A 17,462-nucleotide genomic window follows, 5' to 3' on the forward strand; every position below is an offset into this window, starting at 1 on the left:
CCATGGGTTCCCGCCCCGGCCGCGCGATCGCCCAATCAGAAAAAAGCACCTGCCGCACGGCCTTGACGGCCGCGGGACAGGTGCCCTTGCTCGTTCCCCTGAGGCTTAGACGTCCAGCTTGATGACGGGCTTGACGCTGGAAGCCTGCATCTGCTTGCGCCCGGGTACCGCCTCATCGCCCACGTGATAGGCGGCTGCCGCGGCACCGCCGCCCACCATCACGCTGCCGACCTTCGGCGCATTCGAGGCCGGGGTGCGCAGCGGGTTGACATTGGCCGCCTGCGTCTCGGCCGCCGGTTCCGGCGTGGTCAGCCTGGCGTACTTGCGGGCCGGCGGCGTGTTGTCGATCAGCTCGCGCATGCGGCTGGCCGTGTTTTCCCACGACGTGTTGGCGACGACCTTGCGCATCTTCTCGACCATCTGCACGGTCTCGTCCGGCGTCTGCGCCAGTGCGGCCTTGCAGTGGGCGATGAATTCCTCCGGCGTATGGCCGATGGCGACCACGTGGCTGTAGGGCTGCTCGACGTCGCGGATGGCGGTGGACACGATCGGCAGTTCGGCCGCCATGTATTCCAGCACCTTGGTCGGGCTGATGAACTTGGTTGCCTCGTTCAGCGCGAACGGCATCAGGCAGACATCCCAGCCGGCCAGGAACGTCGGCAGTTCCTCATAGCTGCGCTGGCCCAGGTAGTGCAGGTTGGGGCGCTGCGGCAGCGCGGCCGGATCGATCTTGACGACCGGGCCCACCAGTACCACCTGCCAGTCCGGGTTGGCATCGGCCACCTGGGCCACCAGGTCCGTATCCAGGCGCTCGTCGATGACGCCGTAGAAGCCCAGGCGCGGATGGGGGATGTGGGCCTGGTCCGGATGGCTGTCGGCACGATCCAGTGCGTGGGCGAAGTGCTGCGCATCCACGCTGGACGAGAAGCAGTGCGCGTTGGCGTGACGGGTGCGCTTGGCTTCGTACAGGCTGGGACCGCCCGTGAACACGAGGTCGGCGATGTTGAGCAGCGCCGTCTCGCGCTGCAGCAGCTGGCGCGGCGGATTCTTGAAGGCGGACAGTTCGTCCATGCAGTCGTACACGACCACGGAAGCGTGCAGCTGCGGCAGCAGCGGCAGCGCCATCGGCGTATAGAACCAGACGATCGGATCCTCGTTCTCCGGCACCAGCTTGGCGAGCATCGGCTGCAGCAGCGGAATCTGGTCGTCATGGAAGCCAGGCTGCTGCACCGGGGTGTGCGGCTGGCACACGGTGATGTTCGGCGCTACTTCGCGGGTGCGCATGAAGCTTTCGCCATCATGATGGATGGGCTCTTCCACAAGCACGATCTTGTAATGTTTTGCCAGGCGGGTCAGCAGGTGCTGGGGACGCTGGAAGACGAAGTCCCAGCGGAGGTGACAGAACACGATAATGGTCGACATGATTTCTCCCTTGCCCCAAATGGGTCGTTAGTTGTGGTAGTCAAAAACGCCGTGTCGTGCAGAGGACCCCGATCATCTGCGGCGGCGCGGTGCGCGGCGCGTCGCCTCGCGACGGTCGCGCGGCCAGGCGCCGCCTGGCACGTCTTGCTGCAGCCCGGAGTCGGGCTTTATGCTGGTGCCGGCGGGTCCGGTACGACCAGCTGCACGCTGCGCGTGGCTGCGCTGATCTGTTCCAGCGGAATCTTCGGCGTCCGGTCCGCGTTCAGCAGGCCGTTCGCTTCCTGGTACGTATCGGCGAACTGCGTGTAGCAGAAGCCGGAAAACATCTGCGTCTCGTTGACGACTTTCAACAAGTCCGTGTAGTGCTTGTAGAAGCTCTCCGCGGTATTGGCCCGCGAATAGCCCCAGGTGTCGATCTCCGGCGCCTTGGTGTCGAAGGCGATGCCGCCGAACTCCGTCAGCACGATCGGCTGGCCCCGGTGCGGGAAGCCGTCCAGGGTCAGGATGCGCCCGCCCGGACGGCGCTGGTCGAACAACGTGCGGGCCGGATCGGACACTTCGTAACGCGCCTTGATACGCTGCGGGTCGCTGTCGTAGTCGTGGATGCCCAGGATGTCCGTCGCCGACGCTTCCCAGCCGTCGTTGCCGATCACCGGCCGGGTCGAATCCATCATCCGCGTCATGTGGTACAGCGCCTCCACGGCGTTGCGGTGCGCCTGCATCGACGTCAGGTTCGGCACGCCCCACGACTCGTTGAACGGCACCCACACGATCACGCAGGGATGGCTGTAGTCCCGTTCGATCGCCTCCTGCCACTCCTTGATCAGGCGCGTCATCGAACGCGGGCTGAACGAGTAGGCCGATGGCATTTCTTCCCACACCAGCAGGCCCAGCTTGTCGGCCCAGTACAGGTAGCGCGGGTCCTCGATCTTCTGGTGCTTGCGCACGCCGTTGAAGCCCATTGCCTTGGCCAGCTCCACGTCGCGTTTCAGTGCCGCGTCGTTCGGGGCCGTGATGCCGCTGTCAGGCCAGTAACCCTGGTCCAGCACCAGCTTCAGCGGGTAGGGCCGGCCGTTCAGCATGAAGCGGTCCCGGTTGATCGCCACGGAACGCAGCGCTGTATAGGATCGTACCGTTTCCAGCACTTTGCCGTCGCACCGCAGGGTGAGCTCCACGTCGAGCAGCGTCGGCTTCTCCGGGCTCCACAACAGGTCGTTGCGCGAATCGTCGATACCGGGATCGGAAATGGCGATCTTGCGGTTCGCTTCCTGGCCGATCAGCTTGTAGTCGTCGTCCGCCAGCAGGTGGTCGCCGTGCCACAGCTTGACTTCGACCGACAGGCCCTCGCGGCGTGCGCCGGCGGCCAGGATCTCGCAGCCGATCTCGAAGCCGTCGAAGTGGGGCGTCCAGCGCACCTGCTTGATGTAGGTCGTGGGCACCTGCTCGACCCACACGGTCTGCCAGATGCCGGTCGTGCGCGGATACCAGATCGAGTGGGGTTCCAGCTGCCAGTCCTGCTTGCCGCGCGGCTTCTGCAGGTCCGACGGGTCGTCCTCGGCGCGCAGCACGATCACCTGGCGCGCGCCGTCGACGAGGGCGTCCGTGATGTCGACGCAGAACGACGTGTGGCCGCCCTCGTGCGTCGTCACCAGGCGGTCGTTGACCCAGACCTTGGCCTGGTAGTCGACGGCACCGAAGTGCAGGATCGTGCGTCCGGCGCTGCGTCCCAGCTCGAACGCCAGGCGGTACCAGACCACGTAGTGGAAGCCCATGTCGTGGATGCCGGACAGCTTCGTCTCGCATGCGTACGGCACGTTGATCTCGTGGGTCCACTCGATGCCTTCGTCGGGCCGGCAATAGCGCCGTTCGTCGTCGTACGCGAACTGCCATTTGCCATTCAGGTTCTGCCAGTTGTCGCGCACCAGCTGCGGTCTTGGATATTCGAAGTCGCTCATTGTGTCCTCATGGATGGTTTTGCTTTTTGGGAGGCTCTTGTCATTGGTGTCGTTCATTGAGGCGGTGCCGGGATCAGCAACGTGGCCGACGCCGCCGCGCCGCCGACGCGGCGCATGCGTTCCACCACGCGCATGCCCGCTTGGGACGCCGTGCCGGCGCGGCACAGCGCCACGCAGGCGCCGCCGAATCCGGCGCCGGTCAGGCGCGCGCCGAACACGTCCGGATCGGTGCGCAGCGCTTCGGTCAGTTCGTCCAGCGCGCCGATCGACACTTCGTAGTCGTCGCGCAGGCTGTAGTGCGACAGGTTCATCAGCTCGCCGAAGCGGGCCGCGTCGACGCCGCCGCGCGCTTCCAGCACGCGCAGGTTCTCGCTGACGACGTGGCGGGCGCGCTGCTTCAGGGGCGCGGGCAGGCGTTCCACATCGGCCACGTCGCGCACGTCGCGCAGCGCTTGCACGCCCAGCTGCTGCGAGGCCGCCTCGCATTCGGCCCGGCGCTCGTTGTACTTGCTTTCGGCCAGCTGGCGCGGCACGCCGGAGTTGATGACGATCAGCTCGGCCCCGGGCGGCAGCGGCAGCACCTCGTGGTCCAGCGTGCGCGCATCCAGGAACAGCATGTGCTCCTCGTCGGCCAGGCTGGACGCCATCTGGTCCATGATGCCGCAATTGACGCCCGCGTAGCGGATCTCCGCCTGCTGCGCGATCTGCGCCAGCGTGACGCCGTCGAGTTCGGTCTTCAGCAGTGCGCGGATGGCGCGCAGCGTGGCCACTTCCAGCGCGGCGCTGGAGGACAGGCCCGTGCCCAGCGCGAGGTTGGAGCGCACGTACATGCGCAGCGGCGGCACGGCCACGCCGCGCTGCTGGAGCAGGCGAATACAGCCTTCCATGTAGCGGCCGAAGCCGTGCGGCGCGCTGTCCTCCTGGGCAAAGTCCACCGCCTGGTCCAGCGTCGCCGAATACAGGTGGAACATGCCGTCGTCGCTGCGTGCCGCCATCACATCGGTGCGCTGCGGCGTCGCCACCGGCAGCATGTAACCGTCGTTATAGTCGGTATGCTCGCCCAGCAGGTTGACGCGGCCGGGCGCCCAGACGTGAACCTCGGGCGGGCCACGGAAGAATTCGGTCGGGGACAGCAGGGTTGCCATCATCGTTCCTCCAGCGGGACATGGCCGCCGCGCGCGGGACCGGTGGTCCGGCGGCTCGGTTGCAGGGCGCGGGCGCCTCGGGTGGCCAGGTCGTACAGATGCATGTCGGGAAATCCAATCGCTATAGAGTGTCGCGAGTAGAAATCTTATCAATCATCTGACCCGGTCTTCGCCAATTCCGCGCAGCAATACTCAGCATTTTCGACTCAGCAGTTCGTAACTTCCAGTTACATCGCCGGGCGTTGCGGGCTTCTCACTGGGAGCGCATAACCGGTGGTTAATCGGGTGTAGGAAAAATACTACGCCGGCTGGCGCAAGGGGCTGACAACCGATTGGGGAGCATGGCGAGCGCCGGAGCTCTCGGCAGCGTCCCCGACGGCGGCACGGGTGGCTGCGCGGCAGGGAGGAATGATCCCGCCGGGTTGCTCCTCGCGAGCGCCGCCGGCGGGCGTACGGTCAGACGGCCAGGTAGACGTACTTGGCCAGGAACACGGCGGCAATGATCCACACGATCGGTTTCGCTTCGCGGGGGCGGCCCGTCAGCAGTTTCAGGGCGGCGTACGTAATGAAGCCAAAGGCGATGCCGTGGGCGATGGAATAGGTGAAGGGGATCATCAGCGCCGTGACGGCGGCGGGGATACTCTCGGTCGTCTCACCCCACTCGACGTCGGCCAGGTCGCGCAGCATCAGGCAGGCCACGAACAGCAGCGCGGGCGCCGTGGCGTAGGCCGGTACGACACCGGCCAGCGGGGCGATGAACAGGCAGGCCAGGAACAGCAGCGCGACCACCAGGGCCGTCAGGCCCGTGCGTCCGCCTGCCTGCACGCCGGCGGCGCTCTCGACGTAGGCGGTGGTACTGGAAGTGCCCAGCGCGGCGCCGGCCACGATGGCCGTGCTGTCGGCCAGCAGGGCGCGGTTCAGGCGCTCCATCTTGCCCTCGACCAGCAGGCCGGCGCGGCTGGCGACCCCCATCAGGGTGCCGGTGGCGTCGAACAGCTCGACCAGGAAGAACACCAGCACGATGTTGACGATGCCGGTGGCCATCGCCGCGCCGATCTCCAGCTTGCCCAGCGTGGGCAACAGCGACGGCGGGGTGGAGACGACGCCTTGGAAGGTATTGCCGGCAAAGAAGAAGCTCAGGACCGTCACGACGACGATGCCGATCAGGATGGCGCCCCGTACCTTGAGGCGGTCCAGCGTGACGACCAGCAGGAAGCCGACGATGGCCAGGATCGCGCCCGGCTGGTGCAGGTCGCCGACGGCCACCATGGTCTGCGGATTGGCCGCCACGATGCCTGCGCTCTTCAGCGCGATCAGCGCCAGGAACAGCCCCAGCCCCACGGTGATGGCGGTGCGCAGCGAGCGGGGAATGCCGTTGACGATCATCTCGCGCAGGCCGAACACGCTGACCAGCACGAACAGGCAGCCGGAAATGAACACGGCGCCCAGCGCAACGGGCCAGGGCACGCCCATGCCGCCCACGACGGCATAGGCGAAGTAGGCGTTCAGGCCCATGCCGGGCGCCATGCCGATCGGATAGTTGGCGTACAGGCCCATGATCGCGGTGCCCAGCGCGGCCGCCAGGCAGGTGGCGACGAACACGCTGTCCTTCGGCATGCCGGCCTCGGCCAGGATGGTCGGATTGACGAAGATGATGTAGGCCATCGTCAGGAACGTCGTGACGCCCGCCACGACCTCCGTGCGCACGTTCGTGCCCGCCTCCTTCAGCCCGAATAATTTTTCCGCGATCGACACGATAGCTTCCCCTGTGGTTCAAAGACCGGAGGATACCACCGGGCTCGGCAGGGGACCATGGTGGGTTGCGGCAATTGACAAGGATCGAGTCAGCGTGGGTTGCGTGCTACGGCAGTCGCAGCGCCGCGACGATATCGCCCCAAGCCACGTACTTGAAATTCTGCGGCCCGTCCGGCAGGCGCTTGTAACCATCCTGCACCACCAGCATCCCCTGGCCGAACGCGCCGCCCAGGTTGGCGGACGTGACATCCAGGCCGTCGGTCTCGGACGCGCCGTCGATGCCCGCCGTGGCATCGATGCCGATGCGGAAGGCGCCGTGCACCCGGTACGGCGGCTGCGCGTCCAGCACGACATAGCTGTTGTTGCCCTGGCTGGAGACGACCAGGTAGCTGCGCTCCGGGCCACGGTACAGCCCCATGCCCTCGACGTCCGCCGTCAGGATGCCGCCCACCGGCAGCAGCAGCTTGAGCGGCGCGGCGCGCTCGGCATCGGCCGGCGTCACCCACAGGCCGCGCTTTTCCTCGCCGACGAACAGCGTGCCGCTGGCGTCGTCCGCCACGCAGCCTTCCGGCTGCGAGGCGGTGCGGAAGCTGCGCAGCAGGGTGGCGCCGAACCGTCCCCCGTCTCGGTCGATGCGATAGTGCAGCCAGCGGCCGTCCTTGTCGTTGACGAAGGCCTGCAGCCCGCCGCCGGCCGGCTGGTACAGGCAGGCGCCGTAGATCTCGTCCAGCGGCGTCGGCAGGCGCGCCGCCTCGGCCACCTGGCCGGTGCCGTCGATCGTGAAGACGACGATGCTGTTCTCGTCGCGCTGGGTGGCGAGCGCCAGGTCGAGGCGCGCGTCGCCGAACGCCACGCCCTGGCGTACGTCGACATTGTTCAGGCGTCCGCTTGGCAGCAATTGCGTCTGGCGGCCCTGCAGGTCGTACACCAGCAAGCCCTGCTTCTTGTTGGTGCCCAGGATGCGCGCGGCGGCGGGGTCGGTGGCGTGGCGCCAGATGGCGGGATCGTCGGCTGCGTCGCCGGCACGCGCCACCGGCTCCGTCTGGATGCGTGGCACGACGACCGGCAGCGGCGCCGCGGCGGGCGCCGGCGCGGTCCAGTTCAGCGTCACCTGGTGCCAGCCGGCCTTGCCGCGCGCAAGCAGCGCGCCGTCGCGCGTCGTGAGCGCCTTGCTCGCGCCATCCAGGCGCCGGCGCGGCTGCACCTGCCAGCGCTGGCCGACACGGCGCCAGGCCAGCAGGGCATCGCCATCGACGACCGCCACGCCGCCCGGCAGTAGCGCCAGCGCACCCGGCCCCTTCTTCAGCATCCCCTGGGGTGCGACGAGGCCCAGGGCCTGGCGGCTGGGCGGGCCCTCGGCATCGGCGCCATACGCCCACAGGCCGGAATCCTCCTCGGCCACGAACAGCGTGGCGCTGGCGTCGTCCACGCGGCAGTGCTTGACGTGCGGCGGCAGCGCCAGGCGCCGCACGATGCGGTGGCCTTCGGGCCGCAGCAGCCATTGCTCCGCCTGGCCGTCCTTGCCGACCATGAACAGATGGTCCAGCCGTTGGGCGTCGCGGTACAGGCAGGCCGTCTCGATGCCGAAGCCCGGCGCCGGCACGGGCGCCCACTGCACCAGGCGGCCGTCCTTGACCAGCAGCGGCTGCACGCGCTCCAGGTTGGCGTCGATGACGACAGCCAGCGTGCCGTCGGTGCCGGTACGCGTGTCGAGCTGGCGGGCCCGCAGCGGCAGCGTGGCGGCCGTGCGGCCCGCGCCGTCCAGCAACGTCACGGCATGGCGGTCGATGGCCAGCCAGCCGCCGTCGGGCAGCGCGGCCGCGTCGTGGGCGCTTGCGGGCGGCAGTGCGGACGCGCCCAGCGCAGGTCCCGCCAATGTCGCGAGGAGTATCAGCGCGCGCATCAGAACAGGCTCGCTTTCAGGCCGATCTTGTAGGTGCGGCCGTATTGTTCGTACTGCACGTTGTGCTCCTTGACGCCCTGGTAGACGTAGTATTTCTCATTGTTCAGGTTGGCCGCCTCGAAGGTCAGCTGGACCCGCTTATTCAACTGCCAGGCCAGCGAGAAGTCCAGCTGCTTCTGCGTGTCGACCATGCGGTCGGCGCTGGCGTCCAGCACGTCGTCGCCCAGTTCCAGCAGGTAGGGCGACTTGTAGTTCAGCGCGAGACGGGTGGACAGCGCCCCCCGTTCGTAGCCGACCGCCAGGTTCAGCACCCGGTCCGACTGGCCCGGCATGCGGATCTCGCGGCCGCGGCGCACGCCCGCTTCGAAGCTGTCGATATCGGCGCGGGCGTCGCTCAGCGCGCCGTTGACGCCCACCAGCAGGCCGTTGAACGGCGCCGGCAACATGCGCAGCGGCTGTTGCCAGGCCAGCTCGATGCCGGATACCGACGCCTTGGCGCCGTTGGCATACGACGTCGCCGTCGTGTAGCCGGCCCACGCGCCGCTGCCGGCCAGGTTGGTGGCATAGGTGAAATCGCGGATCGCCTTGTGGAACACGTAGGCGGACACGGTGCCGTCGCTGCCCAGGGTGCGCTCGATGCCCAGGTCCAGGTTGTGCGAGCGCAGCGGCGCCAGGTCCGGATTGCCGATCGTCGCCTCGGTTGCGCTGTCCAGGCTGACGCCGGGGGACAGCTGGCTGAAGTTGGCGCGCACGACGCTGTTGCTCCACGCCGCGCGCACGCTGGTGCGGGCATCGACGTCGTAGCGCGCCTGCAGCGTGGGCAGCCAGTTGGTCGTGCTTCGCGCGCCATGGCGCGCCGTCACGTCGTCGTCCTCGACCTGGTGGCCGTCCGCGCCGAAGCGGGTCCGTTCCACGCGCACGCCGCCCAGCACCGACCAGGCGCCGCGCGCCAGCGTCAGCTGGCCATACCACGCGTCGATATCCTCGCGCATCGTGTAGTCGTCCAGCGCCGATTCGGCCGCCAGTTGCGCGCGGGCGCGATCCAGTCCCGCCACGCGGGCGCGGATCGCGGCCGGGTCCAGCGCCGTGCCGATGCGGCCCAGGGCATAGTCCAGCTCCTGGCCGGCGGTAAAGGCGGTCATCGTGGTGGGGCCGCTGCCCCACCAGTTGCCGCTGCCGCTCTTGCTGCTGTTATAGGCCCACTGGTTGGTGTCGTTGGCCTTGTCGCGCCGGCTCGCCTTGACGCCCGTTTTGACGGCCGCCTGCCAGTCGGCCAGGTCGAACTGGCGGGTGACGTCGAAGCGCAGGTGCTTCTCGCGGTCGACGGAATAGCGCTGCTGCAGCGTGATGCCGTTCAGGGCATAGCTGGCCGGATCGAACGCGCCGGCCGGCGCGACCAGTTGGGGCCGGGCGCCATTGATGTAGCCGACACCCGCGAAGTTCGCCGTGCCGCGGAAGCGGCCGTCGTTCAGCGATTCGGGCGTGTCGTCGTCGGCCCGGCTGGCCGCCGCCTCGACGTGCAACAGCCAGCCATCGAAGCGCTGGTCGGTGCTGGCCACCAGCGAGCGGATCTCCTGCGTGGTCTTGCGCTGGCGGATGCGCCGCTCCAGGCGGGCGGTATCCGTGACGCCCTCGGCCAGCGCGCCGCGCTTGACGTTGCTGACGGTCAGGCGGTCGCGTACCTCGTCGTCCGAGAAGCGGCTGGCGAAGGCACGCAGCGCGTACGAGCTGCCGGCCGCCGGGCGGTAGTCCAGGTTGACGGCACCGGCGTAACGTTCGCGTTGCGGCAGGTAGTCGCGCAGTTCGAAGCCCGCCAGGCCGGCGTCGCCCCAGGCACCGCCGGTCTCGACGTTGTCGGAGCCGAACTTGCGCCGCTCGCCGGACAGGCCGGCCGCCACGCCCACCTTGCCATCGGCGAAGCGGCCCGCCCACAGCACGCCAGCCGTAGGGCTGGTCCGGTCCGTGTTGGTATCGTGGCTGGCCCCCGCGCTGACGGAGAGCAGGGTGCCGGGCAGGTCGAACGCCGACAGCGTCTTCACTTCCACGGTGCCACCCAGGGAGTTGGCATCCTGGTCCGGCGTCAACGTCTTCGATACTTCCAGCGTGCGGATCAGGCCCGCCGGCAGCACGTCCAGCGCGACCGCGCGCCGGCCCGCCTCGGGCGACGGCACCAGCGCGCCGTTGATCGTCACGGCGTTCAGGTCCGGGCCCAGGCCGCGCACGGTGACGTAGCGGCCTTCGCCCTGGTCGCGTTGCACGGAGACGCCGGGCAGCCGGGCCAGTGCCTCCGCGGCATTCTTGTCGGGCAGGCCGCCGATGTCGTCGCTGCTGACGACGCTCACGATGTTGTCGGCTTTTTCCTGGGCCGCGATGGCGCGGGCCAGGCTGGCGCGCTGGCCGGAGACGACGATGGCGCCGGCCAGCGGCGCGGCATCCGGACGGTCCGCCGGCGGCGCGGCATGGGCTGCGGTGCCAGCCAGGATGGCGGCGGCGAGGGCGGTCAGGCGCAGGGCCGGCTGGCCGGCAGGGGAAGCGAAAGGTCGCATGGGGTACGCTGGTGGTTGAAGTGGGGCGGATTCTAGGGACGCCGTATGACGGTTGCGTGACACGGGTGGCGCTTGCCGCCGTCCGGCACGTGCGCCGGGCCCGGATTGAGCCGGAATGACCCGGGCCGCTCGCGGTGGACGGCAGGCCGGCGGGCAGGGCGGCGCGTGCCCGGCACAGGCAATCGCGCAGAGGCCCTGAGCCGTTTGCACCCCCGTCGGCTGTCATCAGGCGGTCACACCGGCGCGCTAGCCTAGTCCGTTTCATTCTCGCCGCCCGCCATGCCGCATCCGCACCGCAATGCCGTCCTCGCCGCCAGCGCCGCACTGGCGGCGTGCCTGTCCCTGTACGCCGCGCTCGGCACCGCCAAGCCGCCGGCGCTGTGGCGTCCCATGGACATGGTGGGCGAGGGCGGCACCGCGCTGATGGCGCTGGTCTGGTTCCTGATCGTGCTGGGCAGCCGTCCGGGCGGGCGCGTGACGCGGCTGCTGGCCGGCGGCCTGGCCGCCATCATGCTGGGGTCCTGGGCCGACTGCCTGGACGAGTTCTGGCGCATCGACAAGGCCGCGCTGTGGGACAACGGCCTGGAAGCGCTGGTCCCGCTGGGGATGGCCGTGCTGACGGCCGGGCTGTATTACTGGCGCCAGGAACAGGTGCGCCTGACGGAACACCTGCACAAGCGCGAGCGCCTGTTCCGCGAACACCGGGCGTTCGACCGCCTGACCCAACTGGCCGACGCGCGCTACCTGCGCGAGCAGTTGCGGCGCGAGCGCGCGCTGCATCCGGACGCCAGTTGCGCGCTGGTGCTGCTCGATATCGATGGCTTCCACGCCATCAACCGCGGCCACGGCCACGCCGAGGGCGACCGGGTGCTGCAGGCGGTCAGCCACATGCTGCTGCTGAACCTGCGCAATGACGACTTGCTGTGCCGCTATGCGGGCGACCGCTTCGCGTTGCTGCTGCCCGGCCTGGACGCGGCCGCCGCGCGCGCCGTGGCACTGCACCTGTGCGCGATGGTGGGGCGGATGCGTCACCATGCCGGCGGCCAGCCCCTGGCGCTGACGCTGCGCTTCGGCTGCGCCGACACGCGCGAAGCCTTCGGCGACGGTGGCGACGGCGTCGAAGCGGTGCTGGCCGGCCTGGCGCGGCGGGTGGACGCGGCACCGGCATGATCGCCTGCCGGTTCGCGAGCGACCCCTGCATCGCGGCGCAACTGCAGCCCGCGCAGGTACTCGATTACGCGCGCAGCCGGGACGCGGCCGACAGCGCGCTGCTGCGCGGGACGGGCATGGCTGGCGCGGCCATGGACACGATGCTGGCGCCCGAGCAGTACCTGCGCCTGCTGGCCAACGCGTTGAAGGTACTGGACAGTCCGGATACCAGCTTCATGCTGGGCCAGCAACTGCTGCCCGGTCACGACGGTGCGTTAAGTCATGCGCTGCTGCAGGCGTCCAGCCTGCGCCAGGCGCTGGAGACCCTGGGCGCCGGCCACGCCCGCCTGACGCCGCTGCTGCGCCCGCGCCTGCAGACGTGGGACGACACTGCCGGGGGGGGGCCGCGCTGGTCTGGACCGACAGCTACGGCGCCCCGGCCCTGCGGCCCGCGCTGGTGGAGATGCACATGACGGCGGTGGTTGCGTTGTGCCGCTGGCTGGGCGGGGTGCGGCTGCCCTGGCGCTTCACGTTCAACCGGACGGCCCCGCGCCACGTCGAGCAGCACGAGGTGCACCTGGGCAGCGAGCTGCGCTTCGGCTGCCACCTGGATGCGATGCTGATCGATGCGCGCTGGCTCGACGAGCCGTGGCCGCGCGGCAGCGCGCTGGCGGCCGCGCGAGCCCTGGCCACGGCGCGACAGGAAGGAATGGGGACGCCGGGGCTGCTGGCGGCCCTGTACGATTGCCTGCTCGAGAACGTGCGCCGGGGCCCGACGCTGGAGGGGACGGCAGCCGCGTTCGGCGTCAGCCCCGCGACATTCAAGCGCCAGCTGCAGCGCCACGGCACCCATTTCCAGGCGGAGCTGGACCAGGTCCGCACGCATGTGGCACTGTGGCTGTTCCATGCACGCCGCGCCGGCAACGAGGCCGTGGCACAGTACCTGGGTTTCCACGACAGCGCCAACTTCCGCCGCTCGTTCAAGCGCTGGACCGGCCAGACGCCGGGGTTGCTGCGGGCTGGCTGGTAATGGTTGGAACACCGGTGTCAGGCACCTTGCTGCGGGTCGGCGACCCGCGGCAAGGTGCCTGATACCATGGGTGACTAGGCCGGCTGCAAAGCCGCCTGCTCGGCAATCCGCCGCGCGCTGACAGGATCCGTCTCGCGCAGGGCCTCGACCACCTCGTGCAGCGAGGAACCGCAGGCGAAGATCAGCACGTCACCCGGCACGCACAGCGACAGGCCATGGCGCAGCGCCTCACGGCCGTTGAGCCGGCTGTGCACCAGGTCGCGCTGGGCGCCGGCCGCAAAGGCGCCGTCCAGCATCAGCTGGGCCGCGGCGCCCTCGGCGCGGCCGCGGTTCTGCGATTCGTAGATGACGATCTCGTCGAACCCCAGCGCGCACGTGCGCCCCACGTTCTGCAGGTCCTCGTCGCGGCGGTCGCCCGGCGCGGTGACCACGCCGATCACGCGGCCGCGGCTGATACCGTGGGCCATCTGCGCCAGCGCCGAGTAGGCGGCCGGGTTGTGGGCATAGTCGACGACGACGGTGACGCCCTGCACGTCGAACAGGTTGCTGCGCAGCGGGTTGCTGCGACCGTCCGAGACGAAGCTGGCCAGGCCACGCGCGATCTCATCGTGCGAGAAGCCGGACGCCATCAGCGCGGCCGCCGCCGCCAGGCCGTTGGCGATGTTGTAGCGGGCATGGCCGTTCATGGTCGACGGCATCTCGTCCGCGCGCAACAGTGCCTGGTGGCGGTTGCCGTCCGCCAGGACCAGCACGCCGTCCTGCAGGTAGCCGGCGCGTCCGCCCGCGTCCAGGTGGCGCAGCAGCACGGAATTGTCCGGGTCCAGCGCGAAATACAGCACTTCCACGTTCTCGCGCAGGCGCGCGGCCATGCGCACGCAGTAACGGTCCTCGGCGTTCAGCACGACGCAGCGCGCCGCCGAATTGGCGACGACGCCCTTGACGCGCGCCAGGTCTTCCACCGTGTTGACGCCGTCCAGGCCCAGGTGGTCGGCGCTGACGTTCAGCATCACGGCCACGTCGCAGCGGTCGAAGGCCAGGCCGCGTTTCAGGATGCCGCCGCGCGCCGTTTCCAGCACGGCGAAGTCGACGTCGGGCGACGTCAGCACGGTGCGCGCCGACCAGTAGCCGCTGCAGTCGCCCCTGACGATGCGCTTGCCGTCCAGGTAGATCCCTTCCGTCGTCGTCACGCCCGTGCGGAAGCCCGCCTGGCGCACGCAGTGGCCCGTCATCAACGCCGTCGTGGTCTTGCCGTTGGTGCCCGTGATGGCGATGACGGGGATGCGGCCGTCGCGGTCGCCGTACATCGCGTCGACGATCGCATCGCCGGCGTCGCGCGGCGCGCCGCTGGCCGGATACTGGTGCATGCGGATGCCGGGGGCCGCGTTGACTTCGATGACAGCGCCGGACTGGCTGTCCAGCGGCCGCGCGATGTCGCGGCAGACCAGGTCGATGCCGGCCACGTCCAGGCCGATCTTGCGGGCCGCGCGCACGCACGTGTCGCGCGTCTCCTCGGGCAGCAGGTCCGTCACGTCCTCGGCGGTGCCGCCGGTGGACAGGTTGGCGTTGCTGCGCAGCGTGACGGGCACCCCGACCGGCAACACGCTGTCGAAGTCGTAGCCCTGCTTGCGCAACTGGGCCGCCGCGTGCTCGTCCAGCGCGATCTGCGTCATCACGTTGGCGTGTCCCTTGCCCCGTGCCGGGTTCTCGTTCTCGCAGGCGACCAGTTCGCGCACGCTGCGGCGGCCGTCGCCGATCACCGTCGGGGGCCGGCGCAGCGAGGCGGCGGCCACCTTGTCGCCCGCCACCAGCACGCGGTAGTCCTGGCCTTCGATGAAACGCTCGACGATGATGCTGCGGCTGTGCTTGCGCGCGCCGTCGAATGCCTCGGCCACTTCCGCCGGCGTCGTGCAGCGCGTCGTCACGCCCTTGCCCTGGTTGGCGTCGAGCGGCTTGACGGTAACGGGGCCGCGCAGGCGGCGCGCGGCGCGCTGGGCGTCTTCCACCGTCGTCACCACGGTGCCGTCCGGGACCGGCACGCCGGCTTCCTTCAGCAGTGCCTTGGTCAACTGCTTGTCGCTGGCGATGCGGCAGGCGATATTGCTGGCGTCGCCCGTCATCGTGGCCTGCAGGCGTTTCTGCCGGCTGCCCCAGCCCAGCTGGAACAGGTTGCCGTGTTCCGTCACGCGGAAATAGGGGATGCGACGGCGCCGCGCGGCGCGCAGCACGGCCGCCGTGCTGGTGCCGACCGCATGGCGCTCGGCGGTGCGCTTCAGCGCGGCCAGCGGCGCGGCGACATCGTACGTCCCGCCGTGCGCCAGCGCATCGACGAGCGCCACGGCGGTGTCGAAGGCTTCGGCGACCACGTGTTCGTCCTTGTAGGCGCACACCACCCGGTAGTGCCCCGGCTGGCCGCGCACGCGGCGGGTGCGGCCAAAACCGGCGGGCGTGCCGGCCTGGCATTGCAGTTCCAGCGCCACGTGTTCGACGATATGGCCCATGAAGGTGCCGTCGCGCAGGCGCTCGACGAAGCCGCCGTAGTGGCCCGGCGAGCAGCGGTGCGCCATCAGGCTGGGCAGGGCGGCCAGCAGGCGTTCGGTGAAACCTTCCAGGTCGCGCGACGACACTTCATACAGGTCCTCGAGGTCCAGCACCGTCAGCAGGCAGGGCCTGGCGGCGTAGAGATTGGGGCCGCGCAGCAGGCGCTGTTCGATGATCTTCATGATACGGGATTCCTCTTGGTGACATTGCGCACGAAGTCCGTCAGCGCATCCGGCGTATTGCGGGTCGCACCGGGCGGCAACTGGTGCGGGTGGTCGATCTCCTCCGCCAGCGCGAAGCTGCTGCCGGTCGGCAGCAGGTGCAGCCGCACGTCGATCAGTTGCGGCGTACCGCCGGACGGGATGTCGGCCACGTTCGAGATCATGGTGCGCCCGTCCACCACCGTCACGCTGCCGGCGCCGATCACTTCGATGCCGACGCCGCGCTCGACGACGAGCGCCGTGTCCTCGTCGATGCCGACGCCCAGCAAATAGGGGTTCTGGGCGACGATGGTCAGGAGTCGCGCCAGCCGATGGCGTTCCGAGAAGTGCTGGTCGATGACCACGCGCTGCACGAAGCCCAGGCCCGCGCCCAGGCTGACCGAACCTTTCTCCGGCAGCAGGTCCGCCTTGCCGTCGGCCAGCATGTGGCCGCACATGGCGGAAGCGCCGGCGCTGGTGCCGCCGATGCAGGCCCCGCGTTCCTTCAGGGCGCTGTGCATCGCCTCGTCCATCAGCGTGCCGCCGATCATGGCCAGCAGGCGCTTCTGGTCGCCACCCGTCATGAAGATGCCGTCCGCCGCGCGCACGCGCTCGGCCAGCGCCGGATCGTTGGCGGTGGCGCGGTCGGGCAGGTCGACCCGCACCAGCTGGCGCACGCCCAGCTCCGTGAACACTTCCTGGTAGCGCCGCCACATCTCGTCCGGCACCTTGCTGGCGGCCGTGATGACGGCGATGGTGGCCTTGCTGCCGCCAGACAGCTCCACGAAGCGGCTGAGGATCTCCTTGTTGTTCTCGCGGTCCTCATGGCCGCCCACGATGACGAGGTGGCCGTGCTGGCGGCGGTCGATCGCTTCGCTCATTTGCCCACCTGCTCACTCATCTGCCCACTCATCTGGGCAAACGGCATCTCGCGGTTGCTGGCACTACCGGCGTCGCGACGGCCAAGGACGATGATGCCCACGTCGATTTCGTCCGGGAACAGCGCCACGCCCTTGTCGGCCGCTTCCTGGGCCGGCATGCCGTCGGCGATCCATTGGTACACGGTATGCGCGAGCAGGCGGCGCACGATGTGCTCGCCGATGCCGGTGACGGCCACGGCGCCTTGCTCGCCCGCGTAGAAGCCGCTGCCGATGATGGGCGTGTCGCCCACGCGGCCCAGCAGCGACGGGGCCGAGCCGCCCGTGGAACAGGCCACGGCGAAGCGGCCCTGGGCGTCGCGCGCCACGGCACCGACCGTATCGCACGGCTTGAACGCCGGCGGGGTGTCGTAGTTCCAGTGCTGGGCGAACGCGCGGTTGGCCACCCCCGGCGTGGCCTGGCCGGTGCCGGACAGCGTGCGCATCAGCTTCTCGTGCTTGTCGCGCTGCCGTGCGCTGATCTCATGGTGGCTGGGGAAACCGGCGGTGCGTGCAAAGCGCTCCGCGCCATCGCCGGCCAGCAGCCAGTGCGGCGTGCCGGCGACGGCCTGCGCCACCAGTACGGGATTTTTCACGCGCTGGATGCAGGCGACGGCGCCCAGTGCGCCGGTCGAATCCATGATCGACGCGTCCATCTCGACGGTCCGGCCGTCCAGGCACAGCACGGAGCCACTGCCGGCGTTGTAGCGGCCATCGTCCTCCATCGCGACGACGGCGTCGACGGCCGCATCGAGCGCCGTGCCGCCGCCGCGCAGGCGGTCGATACCGTTGCTGGCCGCCAGCTGGCAGCCGTCATCCTGGTCGCGGCTGCCACCGGCGCCGCCGTGGACGAGCACCATGGGCTCGTGGGTGTCGTTCTGTTGCATGTTGCCTCTGCTAGC

Annotated in this window: 12 protein-coding genes; 3 read left to right on the plus strand and 9 right to left on the minus strand. The window is 69.6% G+C overall.

What is annotated here, in order from left to right:
• Positions 1 to 105: 105 nt before the first annotated feature.
• The 6 genes from PX653_RS06640 to PX653_RS06665 form a co-directional block, all read right to left on the minus strand.
• Positions 106 to 1,422 (minus strand): glycosyltransferase, encoded by a 1,317-nt coding sequence (locus PX653_RS06640; protein WP_277417121.1) that lies wholly within the window; start codon positions 1,420 to 1,422, stop codon positions 106 to 108.
• Positions 1,423 to 1,589: 167 nt separating this feature from the next.
• Complete coding sequence (locus tag PX653_RS06645; RefSeq protein ID WP_277417122.1) at positions 1,590 to 3,377, minus strand: glycoside hydrolase family 2 protein; 1,788 nt, start codon at positions 3,375 to 3,377, stop codon at positions 1,590 to 1,592.
• Between the two features lie 53 nt (positions 3,378 to 3,430).
• Positions 3,431 to 4,525, minus strand: coding sequence for a galactokinase (galK, locus tag PX653_RS06650; protein WP_277417123.1), 1,095 nt, complete (start codon positions 4,523 to 4,525; stop codon positions 3,431 to 3,433).
• A 453-nt stretch (positions 4,526 to 4,978) separates the two neighbouring features.
• Positions 4,979 to 6,271, minus strand: a complete 1,293-nt coding sequence (locus PX653_RS06655; protein ID WP_371876464.1) for an NCS2 family permease — start codon at positions 6,269 to 6,271, stop codon at positions 4,979 to 4,981.
• A 112-nt stretch (positions 6,272 to 6,383) separates the two neighbouring features.
• Positions 6,384 to 8,180, minus strand: coding sequence for a phytase (locus PX653_RS06660; protein WP_277417125.1), 1,797 nt, complete (start codon positions 8,178 to 8,180; stop codon positions 6,384 to 6,386).
• Positions 8,180 to 10,726 carry a TonB-dependent receptor gene (locus PX653_RS06665; RefSeq protein WP_277417126.1) on the minus strand — a complete coding sequence of 849 codons (2,547 nt, stop codon included), beginning with the start codon at positions 10,724 to 10,726 and terminating at the stop codon, positions 8,180 to 8,182. Before PX653_RS06665 ends, PX653_RS06660 begins: the two co-directional genes overlap by 1 nt.
• Positions 10,727 to 11,005: 279 nt before the next feature.
• Here PX653_RS06665 and PX653_RS06670 point away from each other — a divergent pair, with 279 nt between their 5' ends.
• From PX653_RS06670 to PX653_RS28445, 3 genes are read left to right on the plus strand one after another with little or no spacing between them, the layout of a single operon-like run.
• On the plus strand, positions 11,006 to 11,896 hold the full coding sequence (locus PX653_RS06670; RefSeq protein ID WP_277417127.1) for a GGDEF domain-containing protein: 891 nt from the start codon (positions 11,006 to 11,008) through the stop codon (positions 11,894 to 11,896).
• Complete coding sequence (locus PX653_RS06675) at positions 11,893 to 12,348, plus strand: AraC family transcriptional regulator ligand-binding domain-containing protein (protein WP_503827213.1); 456 nt, start codon at positions 11,893 to 11,895, stop codon at positions 12,346 to 12,348. The genes PX653_RS06670 and PX653_RS06675 overlap by 4 nt, the downstream gene beginning before the upstream one ends.
• The gene (locus tag PX653_RS28445; RefSeq protein WP_503827215.1) at positions 12,333 to 12,905 is read left to right on the plus strand and encodes a helix-turn-helix transcriptional regulator; all 573 of its coding nucleotides are present in this window, start codon (positions 12,333 to 12,335) and stop codon (positions 12,903 to 12,905) included. The genes PX653_RS06675 and PX653_RS28445 overlap by 16 nt, the downstream gene beginning before the upstream one ends.
• A 74-nt stretch (positions 12,906 to 12,979) precedes the next feature.
• Here PX653_RS28445 and cphA read toward each other — a convergent pair whose 3' ends face one another.
• From cphA to PX653_RS06695, 3 genes are read right to left on the minus strand one after another with little or no spacing between them, the layout of a single operon-like run.
• A complete protein-coding gene (cphA, locus tag PX653_RS06685; RefSeq protein WP_277417128.1) occupies positions 12,980 to 15,625 on the minus strand; it encodes a cyanophycin synthetase in 2,646 nt (881 codons plus the stop codon).
• Entirely contained in the window at positions 15,622 to 16,524 is a 903-nt protein-coding gene (locus PX653_RS06690) for a cyanophycinase (RefSeq protein ID WP_277417129.1), read from the minus strand. Before PX653_RS06690 ends, cphA begins: the two co-directional genes overlap by 4 nt.
• Positions 16,521 to 17,447, minus strand: a complete 927-nt coding sequence (locus tag PX653_RS06695; RefSeq protein ID WP_277417130.1) for an isoaspartyl peptidase/L-asparaginase — start codon at positions 17,445 to 17,447, stop codon at positions 16,521 to 16,523. The genes PX653_RS06690 and PX653_RS06695 overlap by 4 nt, the downstream gene beginning before the upstream one ends.
• Positions 17,448 to 17,462: the final 15 nt, after the last annotated feature.

This window comes from Pseudoduganella chitinolytica, assembly GCF_029028125.1.
In the GTDB taxonomy this organism is placed as follows: domain Bacteria; phylum Pseudomonadota; class Gammaproteobacteria; order Burkholderiales; family Burkholderiaceae_D; genus Rugamonas; species Rugamonas chitinolytica.

Excerpts from the sequence above, each read along its gene's own strand:
- PX653_RS06640 (WP_277417121.1), bottom strand. The coding sequence starts at position 1,422 with ATGTCGACCATTATCGTGTTCTGTCACCTCCGCTGGGACTTCGTCTTC.
- PX653_RS06645 (WP_277417122.1), bottom strand. The coding sequence starts at position 3,377 with ATGAGCGACTTCGAATATCCAAGACCGCAGCTGGTGCGCGACAACTGG.
- galK (WP_277417123.1), bottom strand. The coding sequence starts at position 4,525 with ATGATGGCAACCCTGCTGTCCCCGACCGAATTCTTCCGTGGCCCGCCC.
- PX653_RS06660 (WP_277417125.1), bottom strand. The coding sequence starts at position 8,180 with ATGCGCGCGCTGATACTCCTCGCGACATTGGCGGGACCTGCGCTGGGC.
- PX653_RS06665 (WP_277417126.1), bottom strand. The coding sequence starts at position 10,726 with ATGCGACCTTTCGCTTCCCCTGCCGGCCAGCCGGCCCTGCGCCTGACC.
- PX653_RS06670 (WP_277417127.1), top strand. The coding sequence starts at position 11,006 with ATGCCGCATCCGCACCGCAATGCCGTCCTCGCCGCCAGCGCCGCACTG.
- PX653_RS06675 (WP_503827213.1), top strand. The coding sequence starts at position 11,893 with ATGATCGCCTGCCGGTTCGCGAGCGACCCCTGCATCGCGGCGCAACTG.
- cphA (WP_277417128.1), bottom strand. The coding sequence starts at position 15,625 with ATGAAGATCATCGAACAGCGCCTGCTGCGCGGCCCCAATCTCTACGCC.
- PX653_RS06690 (WP_277417129.1), bottom strand. The coding sequence starts at position 16,524 with ATGAGCGAAGCGATCGACCGCCGCCAGCACGGCCACCTCGTCATCGTG.
- PX653_RS06695 (WP_277417130.1), bottom strand. The coding sequence starts at position 17,447 with ATGCAACAGAACGACACCCACGAGCCCATGGTGCTCGTCCACGGCGGC.